Origin of the sequence: Bacillus sp. T2.9-1 (assembly GCF_950097965.1) — a bacterium.
In the GTDB taxonomy this organism is placed as follows: Bacteria; Bacillota; Bacilli; order Bacillales; family Cytobacillaceae; genus Niallia; species Niallia hominis.
Window position 1 is genome coordinate 34,700 of the sequence record NZ_CATNHG010000082.1, and the last position, 18,803, is coordinate 53,502.

Sequence of the window (18,803 nt, forward strand, 5' to 3'; positions counted from 1 at the left end):
GAGTAATGATGAACCCCCAGCTTATTGAATTAATGGATAAGGAACTTTTAAATCAACATGTTAAGGAACTTTCTGCATATGAACGGTTAACAGGAGAGGAAGAAGCTGAAAGAGCGGTAGATTATATAGTGGGAAATTTGCAACAGCATCATATTTCATATAATCGTTACCAATTCGATGGATACTTTAGTGATCCTATTCATGGGGCAGTGTTTGTAACAGCACCTATGAAACTGGCTATTCGCGCAAAAGCAAGATCATTTGGTGCCAATCTTCCGAATGGGGTAAAGGGAAATCTTCTATATGATTTCTTTAGTGAACACTCAACAGGGATAAGCGGACCAGTCGAGCGTTATGAAAAGATGAAAGACAAAATTATTATCAGCTGGAACTATTACGAGGATTATGTGAAAAAAATAGAAAGTGCAGGAGCAATAGGGCTTATTCATATATGGCCATCTAAGGAAAAGGCGCTTCATGAAGAAACGGTGGGAACAATTTGGGGTACCCCTACGATGGGAACTGTGGACCAACTGACGAAAATTCCTGTCGTTGGCATAAACCATGAAGATGGGAGCAAGTTGCTTGAGTGGATAAAAGAGGAGCATTCTGTAGAAGTCGTATTGAAAACAGAGGTGAGAAATTCTGTTAAAAAGACTAGTTTACCAGTTGCTACTATTCGCGGGGAACTTGAAGAGTATATTTTGGTATCAGGACATTATGATTCCTGGCATAAAGGGGCAACAGATAATGCAACAGCCAATTCTTTGATGCTGGAGATGGCCCGGATATTTTCTACTCAAAAAAGTAAACGAAGCATTAAAATAGCTTGGTGGCCAGGACATTCAAATGGTAGATATGCAGGGTCTGCCTGGTATTGTGATCAATTTTGGGAGGAAATCAATGAGAAGTGTGTAGCACATATTAATATTGATTTTCCAGGGACGAAAGGAAATGTTCAAGTAGTTCCAAGATCAACAGCGATGGAAAAGGAAGAACTTTTAACCGATATTATTCGAGATTATACAAAGAAGGAACCATCTCGATCAGATTATTTGCCTCGGGGAGCGGATCAATCCTTTTGGGGAACGAATATTCCTATCCATCTAATGCTAAAGTATGAACCAATCGATCAAGAAAAAAGGTATCAAACACCAGGAGGGAACTGGTGGTGGCATACAGAAGAGGATCTCGTTGATAAAGTGGATTGTGATTTATTGGAGAGAGATACAGGGATGCACATAGATCTAGTGAATCACTTGGTGAATGTACCGATCTTGCCAATTAACCTTCTTCGCTTTTTAGCAAAAAGTAAGGAGATTATAAAAGATCTAGACAATCATTCTGATGAAGCTTTCGATTTCACTAAAATTCATCAAATCTTTGAAAGGGTTTCGATAATGGCGGGAGAGCTTTTGGAAAAGGAAGAATCAGATAAAACTTCCTATAATAAGCTTTTAAAATCGATTGGTGGAAAACTCAATAGACTTAAGTTCTCTTATTCCAGTAGATATGATTATGATAACACGTATCCTTTTCAGCCTTATCCTGGCTTAGCCAAAGTGAAGGACGTCTATCGAAGCAATACAACACAAGAAGATTTCCTGTTTATCAGTACCTTTTTCATTAGACAACGAAATCGGATAGTAAATGAGATAAAAGAAGTAATAATGGAGATAGAAAGATACTTTGATTAAATATATAAAGGTTTTCGCTCGTTCTTATGTCGAGCGAAAGCCTTTTTTAGTTAGGCGCCTTATTTGAAATAGATATTCTTAAATGAAATAATAGTAGGAGAAGATGGAACGGAAAGGAGTTTTTACAATGAAGGTATTAGTGGTTGGAGCGAATGGGCAAATAGGCCAACAGTTAGTAATGTTATTACAAGCGAGCCATGTATACTCTGTTAGGGCATTAGTCAGAACAGAAGGTCAGCTAAAAGCATTTGAACAAAGCGGAGTAGAGGCAGTGATGGGCAATTTGGAGGAGACGGTTGAGCAGCTAGAGAGTGTTGTTCGAGACTGTGAGGCAGTCATTTTTACTGCAGGTTCAGGCGGGAAAACCGGGTATGATAAAACGTTGCTAATTGATCTTGATGGTGCGGTTAAAATGATCGAAGCATCAAAAAATATGGGAATCAAGCGATTTGTAATGGTTAGCGCACTACAAGCACATAATCGAAAAAACTGGAATGAACAACTTAAGCCCTACTATGTAGCAAAGCATTATGCAGATCGAATCCTCATGGAAAGCGGATTAACGTATACGATTATTCGTCCAGGTGGCCTTTTGAATGAAGATGGAACTGGAAAGGTAACGATTGGGGAGAATCTTGAAAGAGGGATGATTCCGCGAGAGGATGTAGCAAAGACGGTAATTGCCTCACTACAGGAATCGAACGTGTTTAATAAAGCTTTTGATATAGTTTCTGGTGAAACGACGATTGCGGAGGCAGTGGGGGATTATAAAGATTAATTAGAGAAGAAGCGTCTAGGTATGCAGGTTGGTTTGGCTGATATCCTAGTATGTTTGGCTGATAAAATAGAAGATTGGCTGGAACCCCAACAGTATTGGCTGATATATCGAAAACCTAAGCTGTAACAGGATGGACGCTCTCTCTAATCCTTGCGATTTAGAAAATCATTAAAACAATTTTTTTCTCTTTTTTAATGCATAAATTTTTTTAGTAAGTGGAAATCCAAGAATAAGAAAGAAGATTCCTATTATAACTAAAACAGCATTTAGGATCACTTCAAAAGTATGGATGTCTCTAAAGAGAAAGACTTGAGAAAGCCCGGAAGAAATAAAGATAATAGCCAGGATATACCAGATGAAATTAATTCTTTGGTAATGTTCAATTTGGGAATCAATATCAGAATAGATTTTAAATTCACCTAAGGAAGCATCTCTTCTAAAGTAATGCCATCTTTTAATAGATGCAACTTGATCCACGCTAAACTCCTTCATTAGTGCTAAATAGTCATCCTTTTCTTTTTGAAAAACATCTTGTTTAAGAAATTCAATACGGTATATATATTTACTTGGTGTACTTGTTTCGAAAACATAGTATCCATCAGTAATTTCTTGTAGGGCATAGCCTTGTTTACACATATTGTTTATCCAAGCCTCTTCTTTTTCAATATTGATAAAGAAATCTTTAAATACACTTCTTTTTACTTTTTTAATCATTTAGTTGTCCCCCATTCTTATTAATCCATTTTGATACAACTCCTTTAGTCTGACGATTTCAGATTGAACTACTTGATAGCCTTCGTTAGTCAGGATATATACTTTCTTCCTTTTCTCCAAGACATCATTATTCGTAAATTCAATCCATCCTTTATCTAAGAGAGCTTTAAGGGCACCATAAAGTGTGCCGGGAGCTAGTGTTAAACGGCCATTACTCATTTTTTTTACATCCTGCATTATTCCATAACCATGTTGAGGAGCAAGAAGAGAGAGTAGAATATAGTAAGTTGATTCTGATAATGCATGGTTCGTGTTATGTCCTGAAATAGAAATCACTTCCCTTTTTTATTATATCTTCTTGCGATATATCGTGAGACGATATAGTTTATATAATTATACCTCTAGTTTAGGTAAGATTCTATGTGAAAAAAGCTGAAAATTTAAAAAATGACACGAATTATTTTCAATGAAGCTGTAATGGGTAGTACAGCAGCACAGCTATCACATTCTGCAAAACAAATATTCAGTTTATAACCAGGAATAAAGCTGATTTGCAACAATTGGGTTCGTGGTTATTGGTGTAGTAGCAAAGTTAGGGGGATTTGGTAGATACTTCTAAATGCATCCATCCTAATCAACATATCTATTGGAACTAGTTATATATCATTCCCTATTGTCATATGGTATACAATGTGTAATTCCTTAGGTTAAGGAAATCAATAACTGAATAGAGGAGGCAGTATATGCTTTGGATTCTTAGTGCACTCATCCTTATTGGCTTTAGCTTCTTTATTTATTCACAGATACAAGACCTACCCGAAAATCAAATAACAGCGAAATGCTTGCCTATGCTGTATGGTATGTCTTCTAGTGTGGCCATCGGCGTTTTATTTGGTACCATTATGCCTAATGAATTAGGAATGGCTACAATTCTTTCCATCATTGTAAGTTTCTCTTTCATTCTTTTCCTTTTTATTAAAAGCACAATAGTTGCAATGATAGAAGCAGGGGCAGCCAGTTTTATAGGGGCTTTAATGGGAGCAATGTTAGGAGTTATGCTGAAAGAAGGAGATGCGGTCTTAATAATAATTATGGTAGATGCTATTTTTCTGCTAAGTAGTTTCGTTATCTATCATATTGTGAAGAAGTATCAATCTAGTAAAAGAAGATTCACTTCCAATCTTTTAATCGTTTCAGCTACCTTAAGTCTTGGACTCATCCTTTTAACAGGATTTTCTTATATGCTGAAAAATGATGAGTTGCCTATAGAAACGAATGAGCATCATCATCAAGGACTAGAAATATATAAGGAAATGTTATGAATCATGAATTCTATTCCATATTAACTACGTTTCAGCCACTATTTCTTCGGGAACTTTCCCTTTACTATTTTTTCCAAAAGAAAAGAAGAAGCCTATCTAAACGGCCTCTTCTTTTCCCTCAAATAAGTTTTTAGACTCCTTATAATTATAATGAAGTAGTTGGAAAACTTTTATATAATAAATGATTACTGGTTAATTGATTGATCTGTAGAATCTTTCTCCTCTACATGTTCCGTTTCTGTATCTTCTTGTTTTCTCTCATACTCTTTTCTTACATCTCCACAAGTGATGCATATCCCACTGTAATAATAATTATATTTATGATATTTTCGTATTTTGCATATAAGTGAACCAAATAACAAAAGTAACAACTCCTTTACTTATCCATTCTACAATAGTGGTCAGTAATATTTGGTTAAATAACCGTTACGAACCTACCAAATCTATTACAAAGATGTCTTCTTTATCTTTTTTATGACAATCACCAAAAAAACATTACAGCTTGCTAGAGGAATAGGTGAATATAGAAAGGAATGGAAAGAGAAAATGGTGAAAACTAGAAACTTTTTGATGTGCTGTATCGTAATAGGTATAGTTGTAATACAAATGTAAATGAATATCCGTACAAATGCCTAGATAATGCTGTAAAATAATAGGTAATACATGGTTGGAAGAATATGAATGTAAAAGGAGAGATTCTTTGTGGGGGTCATGCTAAGCAAAGGTCAAAAGGTAGATTTAACAAAAGCTCATCCTGGATTAAGCAATGTTGTAATTGGTTTAGGCTGGGATATCAATCAACAGGGTGCCAACTATGATTTAGATGCTTCTGCTTTTTTGTTGGGAGAAAATCATAAAGTATGGAGCGATAATGATTTTATTTTTTACAATAATCCATCTGGTCCTAATGGATCTGTAATATACAGTGGAGATAACCGGACGGGTCATGGTAGATTGGACGATGAACAAATTAGAGTGAATTTATCTCAAGTACCATCCAGTATTCAACGTATTGCTTTTACCATTACCATCCATGATGCTTATGAAAAAGGACAAAATTTTGGACAAATATCTAATGCCTATGTCAGAGTATATAATGAGGAAGAGCAAGTAGAACTTCTTCGTTTTAATCTTGGAAGAGACTATACAATTGAAACGGCAATAGTCGCAGCAGAGCTATATCGCCATAATGGAGAATGGAAGTTTAATGCTGTTGGCAGTGGCTTTCAAGGTGGTTTAGCTGCATTATGCCGCAATTTTGGGGTAACTGTTGATGATGAACCAACAGCACCTGTTCCATCTATTCAACAAGGCTATCAAGAACCAAATAGACCTCCTTTCCAGTCGTTTGAAACACAAACGTATCCCACTTCTAATAGAGAGGCATACCAGCCAACCGGTCATTCGGCTTATTCAAATAATCCGCAAATGTATGGACAAGCTTCTCAGCATAATCATCATTCTAGTGACCATTTCCAGTGTATTAGGTGCCATAGCACGAATGTCCGTACAGGTGAAAAAGGATTTGGAATTGGAAAAGCGGCTATAGGCGGGTTAATTTTAGGACCAGTTGGACTACTGGGTGGCTTTATTGGAAAAGGCCAATTAAAAATTAGCTGCAATAGTTGTGGTTATAATTGGTCTCCATCTCAGACAGATTATGCTGAATGGGGGAGACAGCAGAAGCAACGGGCAAAGGACCTCTTCATGCGATATAAAAATCCGGAAGTTTTAGACGCTGTTGTGGCTGCATGTGCATTAGTAGGGATGGCAGATGGAAGATTAGATCCTTCAGAAGAACGAAAAATGATGGAGTTTATCCATCAAAGTGAAGAATTGCGTGTTTTTGATACAAATAGAGTCGTTCAGCAATTTAATCACTTTGTTCGCAAAATAGAATACGATCAAATTATTGGTCAGACAGAGTGTTTTCGAGCGTTAGGGAAAGTGCGATCAAAGCCAGAGGTTGCAAGACTAGTAGCACGGTATTGCATTGCTATTGGCTATGCAGACGGTCATTTTGATCACAGAGAAAAACAAGTAGTGACAGAAATATGCCGAGAATTAGGATTGAATCCACAGGAATTTTTATCTTAAGAATAGGACATAATAGAATAGAAGACCAGTTTTAATAGAATAGTTTGGGAGAGAATGTCTAAAAGAAATCTCTTGCAAATATGTATACAAGAAAGATAGGCGGGAGATTACTTTTTCGTAATGTCGGAATGGTTTAACATATCATCAGTGGAGGGGATGAAATTCTCTACTGATGGAAGTTTTTCTTTATTGTATTCCGTCAAATCAGTAACTCCCATTGCTCGGGTGAGTATAGGTGCATTTTAATAGAAATACAACAGGAGGAGAAGGATGGCAGGAAATCATAGTTTAGTAATTGACAGAATAATCGGTAATATCGAAAAAGTAATGATTGGGAAAAGAGACGTAGCAGAACTTAGTTTAATTGCATTACTTGCCCAAGGTCATGTTTTATTAGAAGATGTCCCTGGAGTCGGGAAAACAATGATGGTAAGAGCTTTGGCGAAATCAGTTGGTGCTAATTTCCGTAGAATTCAATTCACCCCAGACCTTTTACCATCTGATGTAACAGGAGTCTCCATTTATAATCCGAAAGAGCTGGAATTTCAATTTGTGCCAGGGCCGATCATGGGAAATATCATTCTTGCAGATGAAATTAATCGAACATCGCCCAAAACACAGTCAGCCCTTTTGGAGGCGATGGAAGAGAGTAGTGTAACAATTGATGGAATTACCCATCATTTACAAAAGCCGTTCTTTGTTATGGCAACCCAGAATCCAATTGAATATGAAGGAACATACCCTCTCCCTGAAGCTCAGCTAGATCGATTTTTATTAAAAATGCAGATGGGATATCCAACCGTGGCAGAAGAAATGGAAGTGTTAACTAGAGTCCAAGTAGCTGCTCCTATTGAAAAGTTAGAGTCAGTTGTGACCTTGGATGAACTGCTTACTCTTCAATATGAAGTTAGACAGGTGTATGTGGATGACACAATAAAGAAATATATAGTGGAGCTTGCTACTGCAACAAGAGAACATGCGGGAATTTATTTAGGAGTCAGCCCTAGAGGTTCGATTGCATTAATGAGAGCATCACAAAGCTATGCCTTTATTCAAGGAAGAAATTATGTTATTCCTGATGATGTTCAATTTTTAGTGAAAGCTGTATTTGCCCATCGAATTATTTTAAAATCAGAGACAAAATTTGATGGAATATCGCCAGAGGAAATTATCAATCGAATTGTTGGGGAAGTCTCTGTACCGGTGCAAAGGTTAGTGAAGTAATGAAAAGACTTTTGCAAAAATTAAATCGGATTTGGAAACTAATTTTATTATTTTTATTAATAGCGATGGTTTTTTCTTATGCTATGTTCCAAGGAGGATTTGTTAGCTGGTTTTTATTCTATAGTTTTTTACCTTTTGCTTTATATGGACTACTGATTGCTGGTTACCCAATTAGAGACTGGCAGGTAAAACGAAAAATTCAAAAATATGAGTACAGTGCAAAAGAAGAAATGCATGTAGAAATTGAATTAAAAAGAAAGACATTCTTCCCTATTTTCTATGTCATGGTGGAAGATTCGTTTAGCTCGACTGTAGGGGAAAAGATAATGGGAAAGAAGCTGTTAATGCCTGGGTTCAGACGTACTCTTACTTATAAATATACGGTAAAAGAGTTGTCGAGAGGAGAGCATGTATTTGATCAGATTTTCCTGCAAATAGGAGATCCTTTAGGTCTTGTTGAAAAGGAGAAAGTTTATATTCAAGTTGATCGGATACTTGTCTATCCTCCTTTTGAAGAGATGGTTTACAAGCCTTTGGAAAATCATTTTGAACAAGGGATGACTTCTTCGAAGGAACGAGTGCAAAGAGATACGACAATGGCAGTTGGAATAAGAGAGTATCAGCCTGGTGACCGCTTCTCATGGATTAACTGGAAGGCAAGTGCAAGGCGGAATAATATGATGACAAAAGAGTTTGAACAAAAGCAGACCCATGACATTATGATTGTTGTGGATTGCGAAGAGAATAAGAGATTTGAAGGAGTAGTTTCTTTTACGGCTTCAGTAATTCGTGCCATTTTAAAAAAAGGTGCTCAGGTAGGGCTTTTATCAGTTGATACAGATCGAACAATTTTTCCAATAAGAGGAGGAGAAAGTCAACAACAACTATTACTCTATCATTTAGCAAAGATTCGGACTACAAAGGAGATAACACTTGCAGAGGTTTTGGATAATGAAAGCAGTCAGTTGCAGCAACAAGCTACAGTTATGCTGATTACATCCATGTTAACGAAAGAGCTAGTAGATAAAGCAGGCTGGCTTTCTAGCAAAAGGTATAATATAGCGGTGTTTGTCATTACAGGTAAAAATGAAGGCTTATCTAGTGGGGAAAAAACATTAAGTGCTTTTGCTGTAAAAAGAGGGATTCGCGTTATCCATGTTTCTGAAGGAAGATATAAAGAGGCTTTTTTGGAGGTGATGGCTTAAATGAGTTCATCTTTTAGCAAAAAGCACATCACAATATCCAATTTTCTATTGTATATCTTAGGATTTTTATTAATTTGGGAATGGCTTAGACCGCTGGAAGCGTTGACGAATACAGAGAATGTGATTGTATTTAATCTATTTCTTGCGCTTTCTTTATTACTAGCCTTTTTTAGAGCACCAAGCTTGTTAAGCGGAACATTAAAGACTGTTTATATTATCTTTGTTCTTCAATCTTTATATTTTGAGGAGTCCTTTTTAACCTTCCAATGGATCCAGCCTTTTGTTACTGAATTTATTGATAATCTAGTATTAGTGTTTGATACAAATTGGTCGGAAATGACCAATATGTTTAAAAGCTGTCTCTGCTTTATTTTACTATGGCTAATGGCCTACCTAATCGATTACTGGCTAATTAAACGAAGAAAGATTTTTACTTTCTTTTTGTTGACGATTATCTATATTACAGTATTAGATACCTTTACAATATATAGTGCTACTAGTGCTATTATTCGGACGGTAATCATTGGTTTTACAGTAATGGGGATGTTAACATTCTTTCGATTAAATGACAAAGAAGGCTCTGAGAATAACCATCGTTCAACTATAAAATGGATGATCCCGTTGCTCGTATTTGTAATAGGGAGTGCTGGAATTGGCTACTTATTACCAAAGGCAGATCCTATTTGGCCAGATCCAGTTCCTTTTATTCAAACGATGGGGAATAAAGGTGGAGAGAACGAAGGAGGCAGCACCGGAGAAGATGGTGTTCATCGGGTTGGATATAGTGTAGATGATTCTAGATTAGGAGGGGACTTTATTGGTGATTCCTCCATGGTTTTTGTCGCAGAAGTGGAAGAGCCCCATTATTGGAAAGTAGAAACAAAAGATACGTATACAGGAAAAGGCTGGGTGCAGTCAGAGGAATCTTTGCAATTGAGCCGAGATAACTTTGAAGTATTAGATCACGGTGGAGAGATTCCGTTTCTTTCTTTTGTTGATGGAGAAAATGTGAAGCGGACAGAATCGCAAAGCACGGTTCAATTTACAAATGGTTTTTCATACTTCCTATATCCGTTAGGAGTAAAAGAAATGACTGCTGCGAATTCTTATATGGAAATTGAAAGTGGGAATGAGCGCGGGGTATTTAATGGCTATGTTGAAAGTTATTCCGTAACATATGATATACCGGAATACAGCTTAGATGCATTAACAACGGCGGACATGGAAGCCTTTGTGATGGATAATCCAGCTATTGCGAATCGTTATCTTCAACTTCCAGATTCATTGCCGCAAAGAGTGAAGGATCTTGCTGTTGATATAACGAAAAATGATGAAAATGTGTTTGCGAAAGTAAGATCGATAGAAACCTATTTCTCCTCTAATGGATTTGTTTATAGTCAAAGTAATGTTGCCATTCCGAATGGGGAGGAGGATTATGTAGATCAATTCTTATTTGAAACAAAACTAGGGTATTGTGATAACTATTCTACTTCTATGGTTACCTTGCTGCGTTCTATTGGCATTCCCTCTCGATGGGTTAAGGGCTTTACAGAAGGGGATTTTGTAGAGACAGATGGTGAAATTCGTCGTTATGAAGTAACAAATAATAATGCCCATTCTTGGGTAGAGGTGTATTTTCCAGAGGTTGGTTGGGTTTCCTTTGAACCAACACAAGGATTCTCCAATGCGAATACGTATATGAATGATATAGAAAATCAATCAAATTCTAATAATACAGAATCCGAAACACCAGATGCACAAGAACAACAGCAAGAAACTCCTGAAAACAAACCGGAAGAGCAAGAACAAACGTTAGAACCAACATCCCAAACTACGGAGGGGTGGAGTAATTATCCAGCTGTAGTCAAAGGAAATTGGCAATGGGTTGCTTTTGTACTAGCTTTAATCGGGTTGTTAGGAGTTGCTATTTATAAATTTCGATATAAATGGTTGCCTTATTATTATATTTGGAAATTCAAACATGCAACTGGCGAAAATAACTTTCCAAAAGCGTATATCGTATTGTTGCATTTATTAGAAATAGCAGGCCTTAAGAAAAAGGAAGAAGTTACCTTAAGAGAGTATGCGAAGCAAATTGATCACATCTATTCAAGTGATGAAATGAGCTTGTTGACTGCTAAATATGAGGAATATCTGTATAAAGGTCAATTGCAAAAAGGCAGCTGGGAAGATTTGAGGGAATTATGGGAAAATTTAATTAAAAAAACAACAGCTTGACCATCGATTCGACATGTTGTTACAATATTCTCATCTATATATAATTCCTTCATATATCCTCGATGATATGGTTCGAGAGTCTCTACCGGGTCGCCTTAAATGATCTGACTATGAAGGCAGATAAGTCTTTCCAATTTAGCTTCTTCATGGAATCCAAAAGACTAGAATTCTGCCTTCGTTTTTATTTGAGGCCGATTCTAGTCTTTTTTTCTTAAAAAAAGATGGTGAAATGGAGATAAGAGGCATGAATGATGAAGGTGTTTGGCAATAGTAATAAGAGAAATTCAAATAGATTAATTGGGGTGAATAGGAATGGGGAAAGCGCATATAGAAGGTCAGGAAATGATTGTTGTTCTAGACTTTGGTAGTCAATACAATCAATTGATTACAAGAAGAATAAGAGAATTTGGAGTATACAGTGAGTTGCATCCACATACCATTACTGCTGAAGAGATTAAGGAATTAAACCCTTCAGGAATAATTTTCTCAGGTGGCCCTAACAGTGTTTACGATGAAAATGCATTTGGTGTTGATGAGAAAATATTTGATTTAGGGCTTCCTATCTTTGGTATTTGTTATGGTATGCAATTGATGACGCAGCATTTTGCAGGAAAAGTGGAAAAAGCAAAGCATCGTGAATATGGAAAAGCAGCGATTAATATTGAAAATAACTCGAAATTATTTGCTGACCTTCCAACAGAACAAATCGTTTGGATGAGTCATGGTGATTTAGTTGTAGAAGCTCCTGCTGGATTTACAATTGATGCAACAAGTGCTTCTTGTCCTATCGCTTCAATGAGTAATGGAGAAAAAGGATTATATGCAGTTCAATTCCATCCAGAGGTTCGTCATTCTGTATATGGAAACGAATTGTTAAAAAACTTTGTGTTTGGGGTTTGTGGATGCAAAGGTGACTGGTCTATGGAAAACTTCATTGAAATTGAAATGGAAAAAATTCGTCAGACAGTTGGCGACAAAAAAGTTTTATGTGCTCTTAGTGGCGGTGTAGATTCTTCTGTTGTTGCTGTTTTGATTCATAAAGCAATTGGTGACCAATTAACATGTATCTTTGTAGACCATGGACTTCTTCGTAAAGGGGAAGCGGAAGGGGTTATGAAGACTTTCACAGAAGGCTTCAATATGAATGTAATTAAAGTTGATGCAAAAGAGCGTTTTATGTCTAAGCTAGAAGGCGTAAGTGATCCGGAGAAAAAACGTAAGATTATCGGAAATGAGTTCATCTATGTGTTTGATGATGAAGCAGCTAAACTAGAAGGTATTGATTTCTTAGCACAAGGTACTCTTTACACTGATATTATTGAGAGTGGAACAGCTACTGCGCAAACAATTAAGTCCCATCATAATGTTGGCGGGCTTCCTGAAGATATGCAATTCCAATTAATTGAACCTTTAAATACGCTATTTAAAGATGAAGTACGTGCTCTAGGTTCTGAATTAGGAATAGCTGATGATATCGTATGGAGACAACCATTCCCAGGTCCTGGTTTAGGGATTCGGGTATTAGGTGCTATTTCAGAAGAAAAATTAGAAATTGTGCGTGAATCCGACGCAATTTTACGCGAAGAAATTAAAAAGGCGGGCTTAGAACGTGATGTATGGCAATACTTTACAGTTCTTCCTGATATCCGAAGTGTTGGGGTAATGGGGGATGCGCGTACTTATGATTATACTATCGGAATTCGCGCAGTTACTTCAATAGATGGAATGACCTCTGACTGGGCAAGACTTCCTTGGGATGTACTAGAAGTGATTTCTACAAGAATCGTTAATGAAGTAGCCCATATTAACCGCGTAGTGTATGACATTACGAGTAAGCCACCTGCTACGATTGAGTGGGAGTAAAAGGAAAAAAATAGTAGCTTTTCCTTTTATAAAGATAAGTTCTATAGAAAAAGCGAACGATCGTATATTTTTATTATCGATTGTTCGCTTTTTGTATTGACGAGCTTTCTTTAAACTGTTAAACTAGATTTACAACTGAGATAGATATTTTTTACTCGTATAATATTGGGGAATACGGCCCAAAAGTTTCTACCGAGCTACCGTAAATAGCTTGACTACGAGGTAAGTGTAAATAGGGAATAATGAGAACTCATTTATATATTTATTTTAAGAGAAAGTTTCCCTATTCGTATTCACAAACCCTAGTCAACGCTCCTTTAATCGTAGGAGTGTTTTTTTGTTTTAGTCGATTATTAAAGCATTTATGAGAGGGGAAAGATCAATGAAGAAGTTTTTCAAATTTGAAGAACTAGGCACAAATTACCGCAGAGAGTTTTTAGGTGGTTTCACTACATTCCTTGCGATGGCTTATATTTTAGCAGTAAACCCATTTACATTAACATTAGGAGATGTAGCTGATCTTCCGGATGCATTAAGAATGGATTATGGAGCGGTGTTTGTGGCGACAGCACTTGCTGCAGCAGTAGGATCTCTAATTATGGGGATATTTGCTAATTATCCAATTGCGTTAGCTCCAGGTTTAGGATTAAATGCATACTTTGCATATACCGTTGTTTTAACACAAGGACATCCGTGGCAATATGCTTTAGCAGCTGTATTTATTTCAAGTGTATTTTTCTTACTACTAACACTTTCTGGTCTTCGTGAAAAACTAATTAATGCGATACCAGTTGAATTAAAGCTTGCGGTCGGCGCAGGTATTGGATTATTTATAACATTTATTGGATTGCAGAATTCCGAAATTATTGTTGGTAACGCTGCGACACTTGTTCATATTGGTGATTTAACCAAGCCAAGTACATTACTAGCCATTTTTGGTATTTTCGTTACGATTATTTTAATGGTTAGAGGAATACACGGTGGAGTATTCTACGGAATGATCATCACAGCAGTAGTAGGAATGATTTTTGGAGTAATTGATACGCCTTCTAAAGTGGTTTCTACCGTTCCTAGTATTGAGCCAACTTTTGGATCATTGTTCTCCGCGCTTGGGGATCCTGGATTTTATACACAAAGTATGTTAGTTGTTGTTTTAACTTTCTTGTTTGTTGATTTCTTTGATAACGCTGGTACATTAGTAGCAGTTGCAAACCAAGCTGGATTAATGAAAGAAAATAAATTACCGAGAGCAGGAAAAGCGTTATTTGCCGATTCTATTGCATCCATGGTAGGTTCTATTTTCGGTACATCTACAACGACTTCTTATATTGAGTCATCAGCAGGTGTTGCTGCTGGAGCTCGTACTGGATTTGCTGCAGTTGTTACAGCAGGGTTCTTCTTGTTATCCTTATTCTTCTTCCCACTGTTGGAAGTAGTAACATCAGCTGTTACAACACCAGCTTTAGTTGTGGTTGGTATTTTGATGGTTTCATCCCTTGGGAAAATTGAGTGGGCTAAGTTTGAAGTGGCCGTTCCAGCATTCCTTACTATCGTTGCGATGCCTTTGACTTATAGTATTGCAACAGGTATAGCTGTTGGGTTTATCTTCTACCCGATTGTTATGATTGTTAAAGGTCGTATTAAAGATATTAATCCAATTATGTATATATTCTTTGTCATCTTCGCATTGTACTTTATCTTCTTACAATAGAAGGGAAGATGATTCATAACTCATTGTGATAAAGGGTTAACGATATTATATTGTATTATTTTGGGGTTGCGAGAAAAAGTCTTTTTGCTAAGAAGAAAAGGGATGTCCATTTTGGATGTCCTTTTTCTCATTTTTTCGTTGACTTCCTATAAAGACTTTAATAACATTGAGGTACCGAGAAGTCTGTCGAAGTGGGGAAATAAGTATGCCTAATTTACTAATAAAGAAAGCGCTGAATAATAATGTGCTCATTGGAGACCATCCATCCTATGGGGAAGTAGTGCTTATAGGGAAAGGAATAGGCTTTAATCAGAAAAGTGGAGATTATATTGATGTTAATGTTGTAGAAAAGTTGTTTGTCCTAAAAGATGAAAAGGAACAAAGCAATTACTTGAAGCTTCTTCCACAAGTGGATAATGAGTTGTTGGATGTAATTATTTCATCAATAGAGTTAATTAAAAATAAGACAAATACAAAGCTTAACGAGCATATCCATATAGCGTTAACGGATCATATTATGTTTGCTGCCTCTCGTGTTACAAACGGGCTAGTATTGAATAATCCATTTCTGATTGAAACAAAGGCATTGTACCCGTTTGAGTATGCAATCGCTGAAGAGGTTGTGAAATTAATCGGAGAACAAACAGGGCTTCAATTACCAGTAGGTGAAATCGGTTTCATCGCATTGCATATTCATAGTGCAATGATGAACAAAAGTTTATCAGAGGTCAATCAGCATTCACAATTAGTTACACATCTTGTGAATCTCATAGAGGAACAACTAGATACAAAAATTGATAAAGATAGCATCGACTATATGCGTCTTGTTAGACATTTGCGTTTTACGATAGAACGGGTTAATTCAGGAGAAAAAGTAGAAGAACCAGAAAATATAATTTTGCTATTGAAGAGTGAGTATCCACTGTGCTATAATCTTGCATGGAAGCTCATAAAAGTGATGCAACAAGCATTGAAAAAGCCAGTCTTTGAAGCAGAAGCAGTTTATCTGACGATGCATCTACAAAGACTTCAGAAAAAAATTAAATAGTTATTATCTTATAAACGTGTTACTGATACGATCAGGCATGAGTGAAAAAGATGATTGATTTAAATGTTTTAGGGTAACCTAACCTTAGCGTTTATTTCAATCTATCTACGCTCATGCCTTTTTTGTTTTTTACTCTTGTTTGAGAACGCTTTTTTGAGCCGAAAAATTGCTTTAGGAGGTCAACAAAATGTTTAAAAAGTTGTTTGGTGTTTTACAAAAAGTTGGTAAAGCACTTATGTTACCAGTTGCTATTCTTCCAGCTGCTGGTATCTTGCTTGCATTTGGTAATGCGTTGCAAAATCCAACGCTTCTTGATATTGCTCCATTTTTGAATAATAGTGGAGTGGAAATGGTTGCGTCCGTTATGGAGGATGCAGGAAATATCATCTTTGGTAACCTTTCCTTACTATTTGCTGTTGGGGTTGCTGTTGGTTTAGCTGGCGGTGAAGGTGTAGCAGGTCTAGCTGCTATTATTGGATTCCTTATTATGAACGTTACTATGGGAACAGTTTTAGGGATTGATGCTGATGCATTAGTTGGAAGTACTGAATATGCAGCTGTTTTAGGAATTCCTACTCTTCAAACGGGTGTGTTCGGTGGTATCATTGTCGGTATTATCGCCGCCGCGATGTATAATCGCTTCTTTGAAATTGAGTTACCTTCTTATTTAGGTTTCTTTGCAGGTAAACGCTTTGTTCCGATTGTGACAGCTGCATGTGCTGTTATTTTAGGTTTAATTATGATTGTTATTTGGCCGCCGATTCAACATGGTCTAAATGTATTCTCTGAAAATATGTTGGGTGCTAATTTAACAATATCTGCGTTTATTTTCGGGTTAATTGAAAGATCGTTAATTCCATTTGGTTTACATCATATATTCTATTCTCCTTTCTGGTTCGAGTTTGGTAGTTATACAACGAATGCTGGAACAATTGTTAAAGGGGACCAAGCTATCTTTATGAACCAAATTAAAGATGGTGTTCAAAACTTAACTGCAGGTACATTTATGACTGGTAAATTCCCGTTCATGATGTTTGGATTACCTGCTGCGGCTCTTGCTATTTACCATGAGGCTCGTCCTGAGAAAAAGGCGATTGTTGGTGGGTTGATGGCTTCAGCAGCATTAACTTCTTTCTTAACAGGTATTACAGAGCCATTAGAATTCTCATTCTTATTCGTAGCTCCAATATTGTTCGGTATTCATGCTGTTTTTGCAGGTTTATCATTTATGACAATGCATTTATTAAATGTAAAAGTAGGTATGACATTCTCTGGTGGTTTAATCGACTATGTATTATTCGGTCTTATTAACCCACAAACAAATGCATGGATTATTATCCCTGTTGGTTTAGTATTTGCTGTAATCTACTATTTCGGTTTCCGTTTTGCAATTCGAAAATTCAACCTGAAAACACCAGGTAGAGAAGATGAATCAGATGAAACAGAAAGCAGTGCTAAAGGTACAACTAGTGATCTTCCGTATGATGTATTAGAAGCGATGGGTGGACAAGAAAATATTGCGCATTTAGATGCATGTATTACGCGTCTTCGTGTATCAGTTAATGATATTAAATCTGTTGATAAAGATCGTCTGAAAAAACTAGGTGCAGCAGGAGTACTGGAAGTTGGAAATAATATTCAAGCAATATTTGGTCCTCGTTCTGAAACGATTAAAGGCCAAATGAGAGATATTATGAGTGGGAAAAGACCACGCCCAACTGCTCAACCATCTATGGATAAAGAAGTGAAAGAGCAAATTGAAGATGTAAACCCAAGTGCATTACAAGGTAATGTAACTGGTGAAGATTCTTTCGTTGCTCCTATCAAAGGGGAGCTAGTAGCTATAACAGATGTACCTGACGCAGTTTTTGCGGGGAAAATGATGGGAGACGGTTTTGCGATTATTCCTTCAGAAGGTACAGTTGTTTCACCTGTTGACGGGAAAATTGTTAACTTATTCCCAACAAAACATGCCCTTGGAATCTTGGCTGATAATGGTCGAGAAATTCTTATTCACTTTGGTATTGATACTGTTAAGTTAAAAGGGGAAGGTTTTGAAACACTTGTTTCGGAAAATGATCAAGTGAAACAAGGACAACCTCTATTGAAAGTAAACCTTGACTATATTAAAGAAAATGCAACTTCAACTATTACGCCTGTTGTATTTACAAATTTAGCTGAGGGTGAATCTGTACAAATTAATAAACTTGGTAATGTGGAACTAAAAGAAGAAGATGTAGTAAAGATTACTAAGTAATTATATATATAGAAGAAACTCGGTCTTTTGATCGGGTTTTTTCTATATATAAGGGGGGGGATTGTGGGAAAAAAGCGATTGTTAAACGGAATAATGAGAAGTAAGGTTACTTGGAGTTTAAAGGATTGTAATAACTTGTTAAGTAATACTTAATTTTATCCTACTCTTAAACTTCAGTATGGGGGAAAAAGCACCAACTGATGGAAGTTTCACTTTATTGAAATAATAATTTGGATAGATGATAGATATAGAGGGAATAGCTATATTAACAATGTTAATTTAAAAAGATATAATTTTATCGTTTTTTGTTGACGAAAATGTAAACAGATGTTATTTTATAAAAACAGCCTTATGAAAGCTATTGATTACTTTGATTGATAGCAAGAAAGAAAATTATTTTGAAAAAGTAATTGACTTACTCATCAAAGGTTGGTATGATATAAAAGTTGCTTCTGATAGCAACAAACAAATTGCTCTTTGAAAACTGAACAAACAAACGTCAACAATAATCGTTTTATAACAAATGTTATAGAATGACAACAAGTAACAAAAAAGCTAGAGTTTAGCAATGAGCTAATCAACTCTTTATTGGAGAGTTTGATCCTGGCTCAGGACGAACGCTGGCGGCGTGCCTAATACATGCAAGTCG

Annotated in this window: 14 protein-coding genes, 1 rRNA gene and 2 riboswitches; of the genes, 12 read left to right on the forward strand and 3 right to left on the reverse strand. The window is 36.4% G+C overall.

Annotation, left to right across the window (positions count from 1 at the left end; genetic code table 11):
* The first annotated feature begins 5 nt into the window (after positions 1 to 5).
* Complete coding sequence (locus QQZ16_RS09045) at positions 6 to 1,697, forward strand: M28 family peptidase (protein ID WP_031539121.1); 1,692 nt, start codon at positions 6 to 8, stop codon at positions 1,695 to 1,697.
* 127 nt (positions 1,698 to 1,824) lie between these two features.
* Positions 1,825 to 2,475 (forward strand): SDR family oxidoreductase, encoded by a 651-nt coding sequence (locus QQZ16_RS09050; RefSeq protein ID WP_284561304.1) that lies wholly within the window; start codon positions 1,825 to 1,827, stop codon positions 2,473 to 2,475.
* A 168-nt stretch (positions 2,476 to 2,643) separates the two neighbouring features.
* Here the strand turns inward: QQZ16_RS09050 and QQZ16_RS09055 are convergent, their stop codons facing one another.
* Both QQZ16_RS09055 and QQZ16_RS09060 read right to left on the reverse strand, forming a co-directional pair.
* Positions 2,644 to 3,189, reverse strand: a complete 546-nt coding sequence (locus tag QQZ16_RS09055) for a DUF2812 domain-containing protein (protein ID WP_031539119.1) — start codon at positions 3,187 to 3,189, stop codon at positions 2,644 to 2,646.
* The gene (locus QQZ16_RS09060) at positions 3,190 to 3,525 is read right to left on the reverse strand and encodes a PadR family transcriptional regulator (RefSeq protein ID WP_202908300.1); all 336 of its coding nucleotides are present in this window, start codon (positions 3,523 to 3,525) and stop codon (positions 3,190 to 3,192) included.
* 407 nt (positions 3,526 to 3,932) lie between these two features.
* Between QQZ16_RS09060 and QQZ16_RS09065 the strand changes: the two genes are divergently transcribed.
* Positions 3,933 to 4,511 carry a hypothetical protein gene (locus QQZ16_RS09065; protein ID WP_284561305.1) on the forward strand — a complete coding sequence of 193 codons (579 nt, stop codon included), beginning with the start codon at positions 3,933 to 3,935 and terminating at the stop codon, positions 4,509 to 4,511.
* Positions 4,512 to 4,696: 185 nt separating this feature from the next.
* On the opposite strand, the gene QQZ16_RS09070 is transcribed toward QQZ16_RS09065, so the two are convergent.
* A complete protein-coding gene (locus QQZ16_RS09070) occupies positions 4,697 to 4,873 on the reverse strand; it encodes a hypothetical protein (protein WP_155986777.1) in 177 nt (58 codons plus the stop codon).
* A gap of 340 nt (positions 4,874 to 5,213) precedes the next feature.
* Here QQZ16_RS09070 and QQZ16_RS09075 point away from each other — a divergent pair, with 340 nt between their 5' ends.
* From QQZ16_RS09075 to QQZ16_RS09115, 9 genes are all read left to right on the forward strand, one after another.
* Positions 5,214 to 6,608 (forward strand): TerD family protein, encoded by a 1,395-nt coding sequence (locus QQZ16_RS09075; RefSeq protein ID WP_048718088.1) that lies wholly within the window; start codon positions 5,214 to 5,216, stop codon positions 6,606 to 6,608.
* A 270-nt stretch (positions 6,609 to 6,878) separates the two neighbouring features.
* Complete coding sequence (locus tag QQZ16_RS09080; protein ID WP_235251861.1) at positions 6,879 to 7,832, forward strand: AAA family ATPase; 954 nt, start codon at positions 6,879 to 6,881, stop codon at positions 7,830 to 7,832.
* Positions 7,832 to 9,037, forward strand: coding sequence for a DUF58 domain-containing protein (locus QQZ16_RS09085; RefSeq protein ID WP_048718086.1), 1,206 nt, complete (start codon positions 7,832 to 7,834; stop codon positions 9,035 to 9,037). Before QQZ16_RS09080 ends, QQZ16_RS09085 begins: the two co-directional genes overlap by 1 nt.
* Positions 9,038 to 11,275, forward strand: coding sequence for a DUF4129 domain-containing transglutaminase family protein (locus QQZ16_RS09090; RefSeq protein ID WP_284561306.1), 2,238 nt, complete (start codon positions 9,038 to 9,040; stop codon positions 11,273 to 11,275).
* A 29-nt stretch (positions 11,276 to 11,304) separates the two neighbouring features.
* Positions 11,305 to 11,406: riboswitch (purine riboswitch) on the forward strand.
* Between the two features lie 181 nt (positions 11,407 to 11,587).
* Entirely contained in the window at positions 11,588 to 13,138 is a 1,551-nt protein-coding gene (guaA, locus tag QQZ16_RS09095) for a glutamine-hydrolyzing GMP synthase (RefSeq protein ID WP_048718082.1), read from the forward strand.
* A gap of 135 nt (positions 13,139 to 13,273) precedes the next feature.
* A riboswitch (purine riboswitch) is annotated at positions 13,274 to 13,376 on the forward strand.
* Between the two features lie 144 nt (positions 13,377 to 13,520).
* Complete coding sequence (locus tag QQZ16_RS09100; protein ID WP_031539104.1) at positions 13,521 to 14,849, forward strand: NCS2 family permease; 1,329 nt, start codon at positions 13,521 to 13,523, stop codon at positions 14,847 to 14,849.
* A 205-nt stretch (positions 14,850 to 15,054) separates the two neighbouring features.
* The gene (glcT, locus tag QQZ16_RS09105) at positions 15,055 to 15,897 is read left to right on the forward strand and encodes a glucose PTS transporter transcription antiterminator GlcT (RefSeq protein ID WP_031539103.1); all 843 of its coding nucleotides are present in this window, start codon (positions 15,055 to 15,057) and stop codon (positions 15,895 to 15,897) included.
* A 187-nt stretch (positions 15,898 to 16,084) separates the two neighbouring features.
* Positions 16,085 to 18,154 (forward strand): glucose-specific PTS transporter subunit IIBC, encoded by a 2,070-nt coding sequence (gene ptsG, locus QQZ16_RS09110; RefSeq protein WP_048718080.1) that lies wholly within the window; start codon positions 16,085 to 16,087, stop codon positions 18,152 to 18,154.
* A gap of 585 nt (positions 18,155 to 18,739) precedes the next feature.
* Positions 18,740 to 18,803 (forward strand): 16S ribosomal RNA (locus QQZ16_RS09115); the annotation flags it as partial.

Excerpts from the sequence above, each read along its gene's own strand:
- QQZ16_RS09045 (WP_031539121.1), top strand. The coding sequence starts at position 6 with ATGATGAACCCCCAGCTTATTGAATTAATGGATAAGGAACTTTTAAAT.
- QQZ16_RS09050 (WP_284561304.1), top strand. The coding sequence starts at position 1,825 with ATGAAGGTATTAGTGGTTGGAGCGAATGGGCAAATAGGCCAACAGTTA.
- QQZ16_RS09055 (WP_031539119.1), bottom strand. The coding sequence starts at position 3,189 with ATGATTAAAAAAGTAAAAAGAAGTGTATTTAAAGATTTCTTTATCAAT.
- QQZ16_RS09065 (WP_284561305.1), top strand. The coding sequence starts at position 3,933 with ATGCTTTGGATTCTTAGTGCACTCATCCTTATTGGCTTTAGCTTCTTT.
- QQZ16_RS09080 (WP_235251861.1), top strand. The coding sequence starts at position 6,879 with ATGGCAGGAAATCATAGTTTAGTAATTGACAGAATAATCGGTAATATC.
- QQZ16_RS09085 (WP_048718086.1), top strand. The coding sequence starts at position 7,832 with ATGAAAAGACTTTTGCAAAAATTAAATCGGATTTGGAAACTAATTTTA.
- QQZ16_RS09090 (WP_284561306.1), top strand. The coding sequence starts at position 9,038 with ATGAGTTCATCTTTTAGCAAAAAGCACATCACAATATCCAATTTTCTA.
- guaA (WP_048718082.1), top strand. The coding sequence starts at position 11,588 with ATGGGGAAAGCGCATATAGAAGGTCAGGAAATGATTGTTGTTCTAGAC.
- QQZ16_RS09100 (WP_031539104.1), top strand. The coding sequence starts at position 13,521 with ATGAAGAAGTTTTTCAAATTTGAAGAACTAGGCACAAATTACCGCAGA.
- glcT (WP_031539103.1), top strand. The coding sequence starts at position 15,055 with ATGCCTAATTTACTAATAAAGAAAGCGCTGAATAATAATGTGCTCATT.
- ptsG (WP_048718080.1), top strand. The coding sequence starts at position 16,085 with ATGTTTAAAAAGTTGTTTGGTGTTTTACAAAAAGTTGGTAAAGCACTT.